The organism is Pedobacter heparinus, assembly GCF_032678725.1.
In the GTDB taxonomy this organism is placed as follows: Bacteria; Bacteroidota; Bacteroidia; order Sphingobacteriales; family Sphingobacteriaceae; genus Pedobacter; species Pedobacter heparinus_A.
Genome location: NZ_JAVTSC010000003.1, coordinates 1 through 14,036, shown reverse-complemented (window position 1 = coordinate 14,036; position 14,036 = coordinate 1). Strand labels below are relative to the sequence as shown.

Below are 14,036 nucleotides of genomic sequence, written 5' to 3'. Positions count from 1 at the left end.
AAAAATAGTAATCCACCGGCAGTTGATACCCCTATAAGGACAGGAGTACTAGGTTACCATAAAAGAACAGGTAAGCATGATATTACTAAGTACGATTGGGAGCAATACATCAGCTTCGCCGACCAACATTTGAAAGGTAGGAAATAGTGAATGGTTTATTATTGTCAATAAAAAACGGGGAAACGCTAAGTTTCCCCGTTTTTTGTGGAGCCGAAGGGGTTCGAACCCTTGTCCAGTTGTGTGATAAATTATGCCTTCTACATGCTTATTTTCCAATTAATTGTAGGGATCTGGCGGGCTGGAAACCGACCTAACCGTTCACCTTAGGTACTTTATCTCGCAACTGTATCATACCTTACAATTGCCAGCGTTGTTATTTCGATGCCCCATATTCTAACCTAACATCGCAGCAGTCAGAGGGACAAAAGCAAACTAATTCTAAATTAGGCTGCTAAGGCGTAGTTATTTTCGCCAATCAAAGTGTGAACGTTCTCTTTTAAGTGCTCTCCGTACAACGCACTGCATGCTAACATACTTAGCTTCACCCTGTCAAATCCAAAACGGCCCCGTATGTCCCGATGGTGTGTGGTTAACTAATCCTTTCCAACCATCAGGATGACAAATATACGAAAATTATGCCAGTTTTCTACCAGGATACTGCTTTAAAGCCATGTCAAGGCAGTCCATAGCTTTGTTAAGGTCTTTAGTATTAAGCACATAAGCCATTCTGACTTCGTTTTTTCCTGAGCCTTCTGTAGAATAAAACCCGGTAGCAGGTGCCATCATGACTGTTTCACCTTCATGATCAAAACATTCCAGTATCCATTGGCAGAACTGGTCGGCATCATCAATTGGCAATTTGGCCACTACGTAAAAAGCCCCCCCCGGATTTGGACAAAAAACTCCATCTATGGCATTCAATCTTTTTACCAGGGTATCTCTGCGCAGTGTATATTCCTTATTTACCGCCTCAAAGTAGCTGTCAGGTGTGTCAACGGCAGCGGTTCCTGCAATTTGCTCCACCATTCCAGGGCTTAACCTGGCCTGTGCAAACTTTAATCCGGACTGGATGACTGCTTTGTTTTTAGTAATCAGGCAGCCCAGTCTGGCGCCGCAGGCACTGTAACGTTTAGAAACCGTATCCAATACCACCACATGCTGGTCTAAGCCGGCTAAGTGTGCAGGAGAAATGAATTCACGCCCGTCGTAACAGAACTCCCGGTAAGCTTCATCAGAAAAAAGAAACAGGTCATATTTTAAACACAATGCTTTCAGGGCTTCCAGTTCTTCCCTTGAATATAAATATCCGGTAGGATTATTTGGGTTACATATAATGATGGCCTTGGTTTTTTCAGTGATCAGTTTTTCAAAATCTGCAATAGGCGGAAGTGCAAAGCCATTTTCTATGTGTGACAGTATTGGTTTTACTACAACGTTGCTCATGCAGGCAAAACCATTATAATTTGCATAAAATGGTTCAGGAATGATGATCTCATCACCTTCGTCAACACAGGTAAGCATTGCGATGGTGATCGCTTCCGAACCGCCAACTGTAACCAGTATATCTTCGGGTGTAATGTTATAGCCCAGTTTGTTATAGTATTCTGCAAGTTTGGTCCTGTAACTCAACGTGCCTTCCGATGCTGTATAGGCCCAAACATTAAAATCTATATTTTTTATGGCATTTAACATTCCTTCAGGCGTTTCAATGTCTGGCTGTCCAATATTTAAGTGGTATACCTTTTTGCCTTCTTTCTTTGCTTTATCAGCAAAAGGGGTTAGTTTTCTTATGGGTGAAGCGGGCATTACATGCCCTTTTTCTGAGATGTCTGGCATTGTACAAATTAAAATTCAGTCCAAAATTTGTCACCCTGTTAAAGGTGGATTAATAAGTTAGTTTTTTTAAGAAGGCACAAAATTAAAAAACCTCGTTGATTAACGAGGTTTTAATCAAATATATTTTTGAAAGACTATTTACTCGCGGCAGCTACAGTTTCTCCTTTAATGTATAAAACTTTAGTAGTAGTTTTTGCATTTGAAGTAATGGTAATGCTTTTGCTGAAAGGAAGCGCTGCTCCTGTCGGATTGTAAGTAACTTTAATTACACCTGAGTCTCCTTTTTTAACGGGTGTTTGCGTATACTCAGGAACTGTACATCCACAGGTAGTTTCAACTTTGCTGATAATCAAAGGTTGATCCCCAATGTTAGTGAATTTAAATTCTATTGTCGCAGGCTTGTTAAGCGGGATTTTTCCAAAGTCATAAGTCTCTTTATCAAACTTGAATTCGGCAGGTTTTGACTGGGCCTTAGTAGCAACACTTATACCTAAGATTAACGTAAATAACAGAATTAGCTTTTTCATTTTAATGTTGTTTTAAAACAAATTTAATGTTTTCATTGATAAAACAAAAAGTATTCCATGATATAAATTACGATACACAGTTAAGTCATACTTTAGATTTTATGTATCTTTGCCGCATAATTGAATTGCTTATGATGCCAAATAGTAAACTTACCACAAACCCTATCGACGCTTCGGAGTTAAGTTTTGATGATTTCAAAACCATTGTTATTAATGATTATAAAATAGCTGTAGAGAGCAGACAAGCTAGTTTATTAGGCCGAAAGGAAGTGTTGACAGGAAAGGCAAAGTTTGGAATTTTTGGCGATGGTAAAGAACTTCCGCAGATCGCAATGGCCAAGGCTTTTAAGAAGGGCGACTGGCGTTCGGGTTACTACAGGGACCAGACATTTGCCTTTGCTGCGGGTATTTGTACAATTAAAGAGTTTTTTGCCCAGTTATATGCCAATCCCAGTGTAGAGGCTGATCCTGCATCGGCAGGCAGACAGATGAACTGTCATTTTGCTACCCGTTCCTTAAACGGGGATGGCAGCTGGAAAGACCTCACAGAAATTAAAAATTCCTCTTCGGACATTGCGCCTACAGGCGGGCAAATGCCCAGGCTGGTAGGACTGGCTTATGCGTCAAAACTCTACAGACAGAATCCGGAACTGGAATATTTAAAGAATTTTTCAGTAAACGGTAATGAAGTTGCCTTTGGCACCATAGGCAATGCCTCTACTTCTGAAGGCGTATTTTTTGAAGCCATTAATGCCGCGGGTGTTTTACAGATACCTATGGCCATGTCTATCTGGGATGATGCTTATGGCATTTCTGTTCCGGCAAAATACCAGACCACCAAAGAAGATATCTCTGAAATTTTAAAAGGCTTCCAGCGTGACGAAAAAGGCGAGGGCTACGAAATATATAAAGTAAGGGGCTGGGATTATCCCGCACTTTGCGAAACCTATCAGCGTGCAATTGATGTTTGCCGGAGCGAACACATCCCGGTACTCATCCATGTTACTGAAGTTACCCAACCTCAGGGACATTCTACCTCAGGCTCTCATGAACGTTATAAGGATAAAGACCGCTTAGAGTGGGAGAAAGAATATGATTGCATACTTCAGATGCGCAAGTGGATGCTGGAATCGGCCATTATCTCTGAGGAAGAAATACTGGAACTTGAAAATGCCGCCAAAAAATTTGTACGTGAAACTCAAAAGGAAGCCTGGAATGAGTTTTTAGCTTCTATAAAGGCGGAAAAAGACCTTGTTGTTGCTGCCATAAATAAGGTTGCCAATGGTGATCCTGTACTGGTGAAAATTGCCAGTGTCCTGGCCGGTACGCCGGATGCCCAGAGAAGAGAAGTCATTTCTTCGGTAAGAAAGACCTTGCGTTTGTCAATTCACCAATCTTCTGCTGCGAGGAATGATTTACAGACCTGGTATAATGATCAGGCCGGACTGAACGAGGACCGTTACCATTCGAAATTATTTACAGATGGGATTGAAAGCCCGCTGCTGATCACTGAGCTGAAACCTGTATATGAAGAACAAAGCAAAATGGTTGATGGGCGGGAATTGTTAAATGCTTGCTTTGATGCTAATTTTGCCCGTGACCCGCGTTTGGTTGCTTTTGGAGAGGATCTGGGAGCTATTGGAGATGTAAATCAGGGTTTTGCCGGTTTACAGGCAAAGTATGGAGAGTTGAGGATAACCGATACCGGAATACGGGAAATGACTATAGTAGGGCAGGGTATTGGCCTGGCATTGCGGGGCTTGCGCCCTATTGCTGAAATCCAATACCTGGACTATCTGCTGTATGCGCTAAATATCCTGAGTGATGACCTTGCAAGCTTGTCTTACCGGACCAAAGCCGGACAGAAAGCACCCGTAATCATCAGAACACGTGGCCACCGCCTGGAAGGGGTATGGCATTCCGGTTCTCCAATGGGCATGATCCTGGGCTCACTAAGGGGTTTACATATCTGCGTTCCCAGAAATATGACCCAGGCAGCAGGGATATACAACACCTTATTCAGATCGGACGAACCCGCCTTGCTTATTGAATGTCTGAACGGTTATCGCTTAAAAGAAAAAATGCCTGAAAATATTGGCGAATATACAGTTCCCTTAGGCAAGGCCGAGATCATCAAAGCAGGTACTGATGTCACCGTTGTTTCTTATGGTGCTACTTTAAGAATCGTGGAGGAAGCTGCAGAAGAACTTGCAGCTCTTGGAATTGCTATTGAAATTGTTGATCCGCAAACCTTATTGCCTTTTGATACCGATCAGGTTTGTGTACAATCTTTAGCGAAAACAAACAAATTGCTGGTAGTTGATGAAGATGTACCTGGAGGCGGAACGGCATTTCTGCTACAGCAAATCCTGGAGGCACAAAAAGGTTATTACCATTTGGACGGACAACCGAAAACACTGAGTGCAAAAGCACACCGTCCGCCGTATGGTTCGGATGGTGATTATTTCAGTAAACCTTCGGTTGACGATGTCATAGAAGCTGTGTACAGCATGATGAACGAAAGTAATCCGGCTAAATATCCGGCTATATATTAAAAGAACAAAACGGTCAGGTTATAACCCGACCGTTTTGTTTCTCAGCAAATGATCTGCCAGTACCAATGCAGCCATTGCTTCAACAATAACTACTGCTCTTGGTACCACACAAGGATCATGTCTGCCTTTACCTTTAATTTCTGCGGCTTCGCCAGCAGCATTAATGGTTTGCTGGTTATGCATTATGGTGGCAACCGGTTTAAAGGCTACCGTAAAATTAATTTCCATCCCATTAGAAATGCCGCCCTGGATTCCACCCGAAAAATTAGTTAATGTTTTAGGTTGTCCTTCATTGGCCAGGAAAATATCATTGTGTGCTGATCCTCTCATTTCGCTGCCGCTAAAACCCGAACCATATTCAAAGCCATGTACAGCATTAATACTCAGCATTGCTTTGCCCAGGTCGGCATGAAGCTTGTCAAAAACTGGTTCTCCAAGCCCTACCGGGCAGTTTTTAATGATGCAACTCACTTTTCCGCCAACAGTATCTCCGTCTTTTCTTATCCCATCAATAAATTCAATCATCTGATGGGCAGTAGCCGGATCCGCACACCGGGCAATATTATCTTCCCTTATGGCCAGTAATGCCGGGATGTCATCCTGATCTAAATTGGGAGCCTGGATCTGACCCACTGCAGATACATGCGCGAAAATATCAATGCCATGATGTTTCAGCAATAGTTTTGCAATTGCACCTGCTGCTACACGGGCCGCTGTTTCTCTGGCCGATGAACGGCCACCGCCCCGATGGTCACGGATACCGTACTTGGCATCGTAAGTATAGTCTGCATGTGATGGACGGTAAACATCGGTATTGTGGCTGTAGTCTTTGCTCCGCTGGTCTTCATTTGGAATCAGCATTGCAATAGGCGTACCTGTACTTTTCCCTTCAAATGTTCCGGAAAGGATCTGTACGGTGTCGCTCTCTTTTCTTTGCGTAGTAATTTTTGATTGTCCCGGTCTGCGCTTATCTAATTCTGATTGGATAAAATCCAGGTCGATAGGTAACTGGGCCGGGCAACCATCTAAAATAACACCAATGGCTACTCCATGTGATTCACCAAAAGTGGTAATGCGAAATAATTGACCGAATGTATTGCCTGCCATATTGATTTTAGATTTATGATTTTAAATTTACCATTTAGAATAACGTTTACTCAGCTAAACTTCTTTTACTGTAAAACCTGCTTTTTCAAGATCCTTCCAGTAATCCGGGTATGATTTTTCCACTACCTGGTAGTCTTCCATTTCTATTTCTTTGATAAACAAGCTTAACGGTGCAAATGCCATGGCCATGCGGTGGTCATCATAAGTAGCAAAGGTTATCTTTTCCGGAAAACTTAGCTGATCGCAGTTTAAAGTATAGACCTCATTTTCTTCCTTTAAAACCACACCAATTTTAGCCAGCTCCTGTTGCAGGGCAAGTATCCTGTTGGTTTCTTTTATTTTAAGGGTTTCCAGCCCGGTAAAAGAAAGGTTCAATCCTTTTGCGGCTGCACATACAATAATGGTCTGGGCCAAATCAGGACAGTCCTTTAAATCCAATACTTCCTGTATAGCAACCGATGTGCCTGATTTTAAAGTAATACCGTTCGGAACACTTGATGTACGTACACCAAACGGGACCATGATTTCCCTGATCTTACTGTCACCCTGAAGGCTTTTTTCCTTTAAATTAGGCAAGATAACTGTTGCCTGATCGGCCAGGGCCGCAATACTATACCAATAAGAGGCAGCACTCCAATCCGGCTCAACAATCAGGTTACTTTCTTTAAAATCCTGGTTTTCAATATGGATGGTATTGCCTTCCCATCGGTGCCTGATGCCTGCTTCTTCCAGCATGCTCAATGTCATTTCCAGGTATGGCCTTGAAGTCAGTTCGCCGGTTATTTCTAAAGATAAACCCTGTGGTAAAGAGGGTGCGATCATTAAAAGCGCAGATAAATACTGGCTGCTGATGTTTCCCTGGATCTTAATATTCCTGGTTGCCTGTTTAAAATCATTGCTGATATTCAAAGGAGGGTAACCACTCTGGCCCGCATAGGTAATGCCGGCTCCTAATTGCTGTAGTGCTTCAACCAGCAGCTTTACTGGCCTTTCTTTCATCCGTCCAGAACCTGTTAAGTTAAACAGTCCGTTAGCAATGGATAAATATGCCGTAAGAAAACGCATGGCAGTACCGGCATGACCAACATCTACAGTAAGACAGCTGGCTGTATCCTGATGGCCACTCACCTGATTAAGAATGTTATTCAGGATTACGGTATCAGCAGCATCAGATAAGTTATTTACTTTAACCAGGCCTTTAGACAGGGCGCCGATGATCAGCGCCCTGTTGCTTTCGCTTTTTGAGCCGGTTAAGGCTATTTCAGCATTTATATCTTTAATCCCTTTAAAAGAAACAATTGCGTTTTTACTCATTGTTAAGATTTAACTTCTGTGTGTGCTTCAGCAGCAATGCCTTTTTCTGCTTTGCCTGCATTCATGATCTCAGTTTGTTTGCGGATAGACTCTCCGTGTACCAGTTCGAGGAATTTCTCTGTAAAGTTTAAATCTAATTTTAATGCTTTTGCGAACGAAGCACCTTTTTTAATGATGGCATCCCAACGGTTTACCTGTAAAATGGTTACCTGGTTATCGCGTTTGTATTCTCCGATTTTACCAACAATAGCCATGCGTTCGCCTAATTTTTGCAACAACAGATCATCGATTTTGTCAATTTGCTTGCGGAATTCAGCCAGCTCATCTGTAATGGTTTCATTTTTAGATTCTGGTTCACGAACGGTTAAGCGGTCAGCAAGTTCGGCTAAAGCAGCAGGAGTAACTTGTTGTTTGGCATCTGTCCAGGCTACTGAAGGATCTACGTGAGATTCGATCATTAAGCCTTGCATATCTAAATCAAGCGCTTTTTGAGAAATGTAAGGGATCAGTTCGCGGTTACCGCAGATATGGCTCGGATCGTTGATGATCGGCAATTCAGGGCATAAAGTCTTTAACTGGATCGCAAGTTCCCACATCGGTTCGTTACGGAACGAGCTTTTTTCGAATGAGGAGAAACCACGGTGAATGGCACCTAATTTAGTGATGCCAGCGCCATTGATACGCTCCAAAGCACCGATCCACAACTGAAGGTCTGGGTTTACCGGGTTCTTTACCAATACCGGGATGTCCACTCCTTTTAAAGCATCTGCAATTTCCTGAACGGTAAAAGGGTTAACTGTTGAACGGGCGCCGATCCATAAGATATCTACTCCGGCAGCTAAAGCTTCTTCCACGTGTTTGGCATTAGCAACTTCTACTGCTGTTGGCAATCCTGTTTCTGCTTTTGCCTTTTTTAACCATTCCAGTCCAATGCTGCCAATGCCTTCAAATTCTCCCGGACGGGTGCGTGGTTTCCATATACCTGCTCTTAAAACAGATACTTTTCCTGTTGCTGCCAGCAAGTGTGCAGTAGTTAACAGTTGTTCTTCGGTTTCCGCGCTGCAGGGCCCGGAAATGATCAGGGGTTCGTTGTTGATGTTGAGCCAGGTATTTAACGGCTGGATGTTCAATTTGAGTTTCATTTTGTTGGGGTTTAAATTTTTGTTTTTATATTTTATGAAGACTTTTTACAGAAGGTTATACTTTATCGTTCTTCTGATATTCGCCCATAATGTTAAAGTTTACGGTATATTTTAATGCCTGGCGTACCGCCTTATCATAATTTTCCATGTTGTTCCATTCCATGTCTACATAGAAGTAATAATCGTTGCGTTTTCCCAAAACAGGCATACTTTGTATTTTTGTTAAGTTCACCTGCTGCTCTGCAAAAATATTCAGGACTTTAGACAGCGCACCTATATGGTTGCCCAGCTGAAAACAGATGGAAGCTTTGTTGATGTCTTTTACCTCTTCACTTCTGTCCAGTTTAAGGATCAAAAAACGGGTGAAATTCTTTTTGTTGGATTCTATTCTTCTTTCAATGATGTTCAGCCCGTACAATTCAGCTGCCAGTGTATTGGCAATGGCCACGGTATCGGTCAGTTGTTCATCTTTAATGCGTTTGGCACAGGCCGCTGTATCATTGCCCTCAATCACCTGGATATGTGGGTAATCGTAAAAGAAATCTACACATTGGCGAATTGCTATAGGGTGGGAGGTAGCATATTTTACATCTTCAAATTTAACTCCGGGCAATGCCATCAGGTGCAATTGAATGGGCAGGTATACCTCGCCAACAACCGCAAAGTTATATTCCCGGATTAAGGTGTAATTGGGTAAAAGGCTACCGGCAATAGAATTTTCTATGGCCATGATCACATAGTCTGCTTCTTTCTTCTCCAAACTTTCGCAGGTTTGTTTAAAAGAATTACATTCTACGGTCTGAATATCCTTCCCGAAAAATTTAAAGGCCGCTTCTTCGTGAAAAGATGCTTTGATTCCTTGAATTGCTACTCTTGTTCCTTTATTCATTGATTAATTTCCCTTTTTATCGTTCTGGTTGCGTTAAAACAAAAAAGTCCCGGCGTTGGGCCGGGACTTTCGTATACATTTATCTTGCTGATATCAGTGCATATTAGTCCCGGCTCTTACTAAAATAGTAGAAGTAACCAAACCAATATGTAGTGATACTATTTTTCATTGTTTTCTTTGTTTGAAGCTTGCATGAAATACGCAGGTCTCATTTTGTTTTGCCAAATGTACTAACAAAATTTTATTTGTCAATAGCTAATTTAAAAAAATATTTTTTTGTTACCCGCATACCATAAGCAGGTCTAGTTCAGAATTTTAGAATCCTGTTCATTGTAAGCCTTATTAAAGTAGGCAAAACTACTTAAAATATCATTTTCTGATACCCTGCAGTTGTAATCACATTTGCCAATACTGTTCAATAAGGAAAACATTATCTGTCCGTTCTCATTTTTCTTGTCGCTCTGCATGAATTCCATCAACTGCTTAAAACTCTCTTCTTTAATGTAATAAGCCGGATATGTCTTGCTGATATATGCCGTGATGTCATTTAACTCTTCGGAAGTCAGGGTGTTGTTTTTCGAGGAGAGAAAAGCCTCACAGATCATTCCTACAGCAATGGCTTCCCCATGAGTAAGCGGTTTTGCATCGTTGATCAACGAATAGGTTTCCACTGCATGTCCTATGGTGTGTCCATAATTCAGGATCTTGCGCAAGCCTTTTTCATGCGGATCTTCCGTAACTACTTCATTTTTGATTTCAACAGAACGGTAAATGGCCTGGGCCGAAACCTGAAGGTAATCGCTGTTTTTTAAATCGTTGTAATACGTACGATCTACGATCAGGCCATGTTTAATCATTTCTGCAAAACCCGAAAGTAATTCTCGTGGAGGCAATGTTTTTAAGAAAGCCGTTTCAATAAAAACAGATTGGGGTAGGGTAAATGTACCCACCATGTTTTTAACATTATCTACGTCAATACCGGTTTTGCCACCAACGGAAGCATCTACCTGGGACAGTAAAGTTGTTGGGATATTGATGAAATCGATACCTCTTTTATAAGTAGAAGCCACAAAGCCACCCATGTCTGTAATTACACCGCCACCCAGGTTAATCATTAAGCATTTGCGATCTGCACCAAAATCAAGTAAGGTTTTCCAAATGCCGATGCAGAAATCAATATTTTTGTTTTCTTCTCCGGGATCGGTTTCTATCAGGTCAAAACCACTAAAGTCAGCCATCATTTCGCGAAAAATGGGGAGGCATAGTTCCGAAGTATGCGTATCCGCAAAAACGAAGATCTTGCTGTATTTTTCAGTTTCAACAAGCTGTGTTAATGCAGCCAATTGTGTTTCAAAATAAATGCTATGGCCCGCGCTGTCTAACTTATTCATTAAATTACTGTTATTTTCTGTCCCATAAAATCAATTACATCACCAACCCTGACTTTTAGCCTTTTGCGGTAATCAACCTTTCCATTGTATTTCACCAAACCATCTTCTACAACGGTTTGTGCTTCTCCACCACTTTGCACCAAAGCAGTTGCTTTCAATAGTTGAATAAGGGGTATAAACTCGCCTTCTAATTTAAATTTTATCATTGCAACGCAAACTTACAATTAATTATAAAGTGTTTTACCACCAATAGCAAGGGAATTTATACTTTTGCATGCAAAACGACTAACTGATATTCTTAAATGGAAACTCCCCCCAATAAATCATTAAATTTTGATGATACGGAAATTGCTTTTCGCAATAAATCGAACGGCGAGCTCAATGCGGCTTACTGGCTGTTTAAAATCATCAGCAGTAACTTCCTTACAAAAATAGGTCCGCCCATCACCAATTTTTTTCTGAACATTGGATTGCCAATTAAAGGGATCATTAAAGCCACCATATTTGAACATTTTTGCGGCGGAGAGACCATTGCAGAATGTGAACATACCATTCAACAACTGGCATCAGGACATGTAGGCACCATTCTGGATTATTCTGTTGAGGGCGAGGACGAGGAAGCTGTTTTTGATTTTACCTGCGAAGAGATCATCAGGACCATTGAAAGGGCTTCGGGAGACCAGAGGATTCCCATCACGGTTTTTAAAGTAACGGGTATAGGCAGGTTTGGTTTATTGGAAAAGCTGGATACAAAAACAGCACTCAATACTGCAGAACTGGCTGAATTTGAAAAGGTGAAACATCGTTGCGAAAAAATCTGTAGAACAGCTTTTGATAAAAATGTACCCATTATGATCGATGCAGAAGAAAGCTGGATACAGGATACCATTGATGAGCTTGCCTTCGATATGATGCGTTTGTTCAATCAGAAAAACATTATTGTTTACAATACTTACCAGTTATACCGCCATGATAAGCTGGCAGATTTAAAAGCCGATCACCTGATTGCCAGGGCACAGGGTTTTATCCTGGGGGTAAAAATGGTCCGGGGCGCCTATATGGAAAAAGAACGCAAAAGGGCTGAAGAGCTGGGTTATCCATCGCCTATTCAACCAGACAAAGCCGCTGCCGACCGTGATTATAATGAATCATTAAACTATTGCATAGCTCATATTGATGACATTGCATTGGTTTGTGGCACACATAACGAAGAAAGCTGCCGCATCCTGGCACAGCTGTTAGATACCCATAGGCTTAAGCACGATCATCCGCATGTCTATTTTGCCCAGTTGTTAGGCATGAGTGACAATTTAAGCTTCAATTTATCTGACGCCGGTTATAATGTCACTAAATATGTGCCTTACGGACCAATTAAAGCTGTTATGCCCTATCTTTTCAGAAGAGCGCAGGAAAACACTTCCATTGCTGGTGCAACCAGCAGGGAATTGGGCCTGATCATTAAAGAAAAGCAGCGCAGAAGGCTGATATAACCTCGCTTATAAGAGGTGATGGTCAGTTAAAACCTGTTCCAGCTCTTTAGGATGCCTGGTCATCAGCAAAGTATGCAGGCCTGCCAGTTTAGCCCCCTCAATGTGCTGAGGACTGTCATCAATAAATAAAGTTTCGTTCGGATCTAGCGCATTCTCTTTAATCACCTGCTCAAATATCTCCACATTGGGTTTACGCAAAAACATTTGCTGAGAATAATAGGCTTTTTCAAACAGTTCGCTGTTATCATCCATGCCAAACTCTTTTTTAAGATAATCTACAATGTAATTGTAATGTGTTTCGTTATTGTTGCTCAGTAAAAATGTACGGTATTTTTGTTTTACCTTCAGCAACACATCGTGAATCCCCGGTGGAACTCCGATCAGTAAACTGTTCCATGCATCATCAATTTCCTGATCCGTAAGGTCATTGTTGCTTGCAGCTTTACGTATCCCGGCTCTGAATTCCGAAGGAGAGATTGCTGCCGTCTCAAAATCGTTAAAAAGTTGATGATGGCTTTTGTGTGCAAAGAACTCCGGGCTGTTGTCAATACCAAGTTGTAATAGAGCTTCTTGAGCCTTTTTAAAGTCAATTTCAAAGATCACATTGCCGTAATCAAAAATAATATTTTTTATTTTTTGTGCTAAAACTGTTTCCATAATTGGATACAAATATGTAACATTGCACTCGCAAAATCTAATTGATTTTAGCAGGGGCCATTAGCTCAGTTGGTTAGAGTAGAAGACTCATAATCTTTTGGTCGATGGTTCGAGCCCATCATGGCCCACAAAAAACCTCGGTAGTACAGAAAACTACTGAGGTTTTTTTTCCTTATAAGGTTCTCTAAAATATGGGATCAAGAAAAATTGATCAGATTATAGGTGAGTTCTCGATTTAATGCCCTGATTTGTCCTGACCAGTCTACTAAAGACATAGAAATCACATCTAATATAAAAGTAGAGGTCTGCTAACGTCGAGAATTTGCCGGAATTTATGAGTTAACATTAAAAATTTGACATTTTATGAGCGTTTTGTCTAGTTAGCATTAAAAATTTGTCAAATAGCATTGCGGTTTTGGGATTCAAATTAGGTAGCTTTTTGACGTAAAGAGTGTTTTCTGTTAATTTGGTAATTAAATTTTAGGTGTTCTCAAATTTTGAATTAGCATTAGAAATTTGTAGATTTAGCTATATTAGCATTAGATTTTTGACTTAAGTGGCAGTTTACCATTAATTAGCATTAAATTTTTTGCAATAAACATTTGACTATGGATAAATCAACGCCTTTACATCTACAGGATGTTATCTTTTCTTCCAGCAATTCTGTAATTAGCAGGGCGATTTCTAAATTGGAGAAATCAGGAGAAATCAAAAAGATAGCCCCAAGGGTTTATACGCCGGCGATAGACGAATCTCCAGAGATCATTATCAGGAGAAACCTATTCAAAATCATTGGCCATTTGTTCCCAGGAATTATGCTAAGCCATCGTACTGCTTTGGAGTTTAAGCCAACTAGTACCGGAGATATGTTTTTGACATCTTCTTCTGAACGAAAAGTGAGATTTCCTGGTATTACTTTGAATATTATGAAAGGTCCTGCTCCTATAGACGGAGATAATTTGAATACCGAATTGAGGGCTTCACAAGCTGAGCGGGCGATGCTGGAAAACCTTCAGGAATCTCGTAAACCAGGGCCGAAATCTAAAACGCTAACCATACCCGAAATTGAGGAACGTTTGGAAAGTATTGTCAGAGCCAGGGGTGAAAAGGGGCTAAATGAGTTTAGAG

The 14,036-nt window shown here is 41.2% G+C and carries 12 protein-coding genes, 1 tRNA gene and 1 other RNA gene; 4 read left to right on the top strand and 10 right to left on the bottom strand.

Features of this window, described 5'->3' with window-relative positions:
* Positions 1-202: 202 nt before the first annotated feature.
* The 3 genes from ssrA to R2Q85_RS05460 all read right to left on the bottom strand — a co-directional run bounded on the left by ssrA (position 203) and on the right by R2Q85_RS05460 (position 2,363).
* Positions 203-568, bottom strand: a transfer-messenger RNA (tmRNA) gene (gene ssrA / locus R2Q85_RS05470).
* A gap of 65 nt (positions 569-633) precedes the next feature.
* Positions 634-1,836, bottom strand: a complete 1,203-nt coding sequence (locus R2Q85_RS05465) for a pyridoxal phosphate-dependent aminotransferase (RefSeq protein WP_316810740.1) — start codon at positions 1,834-1,836, stop codon at positions 634-636.
* A 134-nt stretch (positions 1,837-1,970) separates the two neighbouring features.
* Positions 1,971-2,363: a DUF1573 domain-containing protein gene (locus R2Q85_RS05460; protein WP_316810739.1), complete on the bottom strand. Its 393-nt coding sequence runs from the start codon at positions 2,361-2,363 to the stop codon at positions 1,971-1,973.
* 131 nt (positions 2,364-2,494) lie between these two features.
* Between R2Q85_RS05460 and R2Q85_RS05455 the strand changes: the two genes are divergently transcribed.
* Complete coding sequence (locus R2Q85_RS05455) at positions 2,495-4,918, top strand: thiamine pyrophosphate-dependent enzyme (RefSeq protein ID WP_316810738.1); 2,424 nt, start codon at positions 2,495-2,497, stop codon at positions 4,916-4,918.
* Positions 4,919-4,936: 18 nt separating this feature from the next.
* Here R2Q85_RS05455 and aroC read toward each other — a convergent pair whose 3' ends face one another.
* The 6 genes from aroC to R2Q85_RS05425 form a co-directional block, all read right to left on the bottom strand.
* Entirely contained in the window at positions 4,937-6,025 is a 1,089-nt protein-coding gene (aroC, locus tag R2Q85_RS05450; protein ID WP_316810737.1) for a chorismate synthase, read from the bottom strand.
* Positions 6,026-6,079: 54 nt separating this feature from the next.
* Positions 6,080-7,339 (bottom strand): 3-phosphoshikimate 1-carboxyvinyltransferase, encoded by a 1,260-nt coding sequence (gene aroA / locus R2Q85_RS05445; protein WP_316810736.1) that lies wholly within the window; start codon positions 7,337-7,339, stop codon positions 6,080-6,082.
* Positions 7,340-7,341: 2 nt separating this feature from the next.
* Positions 7,342-8,481 carry a chorismate mutase gene (locus R2Q85_RS05440; protein ID WP_316810735.1) on the bottom strand — a complete coding sequence of 380 codons (1,140 nt, stop codon included), beginning with the start codon at positions 8,479-8,481 and terminating at the stop codon, positions 7,342-7,344.
* Positions 8,482-8,536: 55 nt separating this feature from the next.
* Positions 8,537-9,370: a prephenate dehydratase gene (locus R2Q85_RS05435; RefSeq protein ID WP_316810734.1), complete on the bottom strand. Its 834-nt coding sequence runs from the start codon at positions 9,368-9,370 to the stop codon at positions 8,537-8,539.
* 302 nt (positions 9,371-9,672) lie between these two features.
* A complete protein-coding gene (gene aroB / locus R2Q85_RS05430; protein WP_316810733.1) occupies positions 9,673-10,761 on the bottom strand; it encodes a 3-dehydroquinate synthase in 1,089 nt (362 codons plus the stop codon).
* The gene (locus R2Q85_RS05425; protein WP_316810732.1) at positions 10,761-10,967 is read right to left on the bottom strand and encodes an RNA-binding S4 domain-containing protein; all 207 of its coding nucleotides are present in this window, start codon (positions 10,965-10,967) and stop codon (positions 10,761-10,763) included. Before R2Q85_RS05425 ends, aroB begins: the two co-directional genes overlap by 1 nt.
* Before the next feature lie 96 nt (positions 10,968-11,063).
* Between R2Q85_RS05425 and R2Q85_RS05420 the strand changes: the two genes are divergently transcribed.
* On the top strand, positions 11,064-12,251 hold the full coding sequence (locus R2Q85_RS05420; RefSeq protein WP_316810731.1) for a proline dehydrogenase family protein: 1,188 nt from the start codon (positions 11,064-11,066) through the stop codon (positions 12,249-12,251).
* Positions 12,252-12,257: 6 nt separating this feature from the next.
* On the opposite strand, the gene R2Q85_RS05415 is transcribed toward R2Q85_RS05420, so the two are convergent.
* Entirely contained in the window at positions 12,258-12,908 is a 651-nt protein-coding gene (locus R2Q85_RS05415) for an HAD family phosphatase (RefSeq protein ID WP_316810730.1), read from the bottom strand.
* A gap of 54 nt (positions 12,909-12,962) precedes the next feature.
* Between R2Q85_RS05415 and R2Q85_RS05410 the strand changes: the two genes are divergently transcribed.
* Both R2Q85_RS05410 and R2Q85_RS05405 read left to right on the top strand, forming a co-directional pair.
* Positions 12,963-13,036, top strand: a tRNA-Ile gene (locus tag R2Q85_RS05410).
* A 480-nt stretch (positions 13,037-13,516) separates the two neighbouring features.
* The coding region (locus tag R2Q85_RS05405; protein ID WP_316810729.1) for a hypothetical protein at positions 13,517-14,036 on the top strand (520 nt) is incomplete at its 3' end.

Coding starts and splice junctions, on each gene's coding strand:
- R2Q85_RS05465 (WP_316810740.1), bottom strand. CDS start 1,836: ATGCCAGACATCTCAGAAAAAGGGCATGTAATGCCCGCTTCACCCATA.
- aroC (WP_316810737.1), bottom strand. CDS start 6,025: ATGGCAGGCAATACATTCGGTCAATTATTTCGCATTACCACTTTTGGT.
- R2Q85_RS05435 (WP_316810734.1), bottom strand. CDS start 9,370: ATGAATAAAGGAACAAGAGTAGCAATTCAAGGAATCAAAGCATCTTTT.
- R2Q85_RS05440 (WP_316810735.1), bottom strand. CDS start 8,481: ATGAAACTCAAATTGAACATCCAGCCGTTAAATACCTGGCTCAACATC.
- R2Q85_RS05455 (WP_316810738.1), top strand. CDS start 2,495: ATGATGCCAAATAGTAAACTTACCACAAACCCTATCGACGCTTCGGAG.
- aroB (WP_316810733.1), bottom strand. CDS start 10,761: ATGAATAAGTTAGACAGCGCGGGCCATAGCATTTATTTTGAAACACAA.
- R2Q85_RS05420 (WP_316810731.1), top strand. CDS start 11,064: ATGGAAACTCCCCCCAATAAATCATTAAATTTTGATGATACGGAAATT.
- aroA (WP_316810736.1), bottom strand. CDS start 7,339: ATGAGTAAAAACGCAATTGTTTCTTTTAAAGGGATTAAAGATATAAAT.
- R2Q85_RS05460 (WP_316810739.1), bottom strand. CDS start 2,363: ATGAAAAAGCTAATTCTGTTATTTACGTTAATCTTAGGTATAAGTGTT.
- R2Q85_RS05415 (WP_316810730.1), bottom strand. CDS start 12,908: ATGGAAACAGTTTTAGCACAAAAAATAAAAAATATTATTTTTGATTAC.
- R2Q85_RS05425 (WP_316810732.1), bottom strand. CDS start 10,967: ATGATAAAATTTAAATTAGAAGGCGAGTTTATACCCCTTATTCAACTA.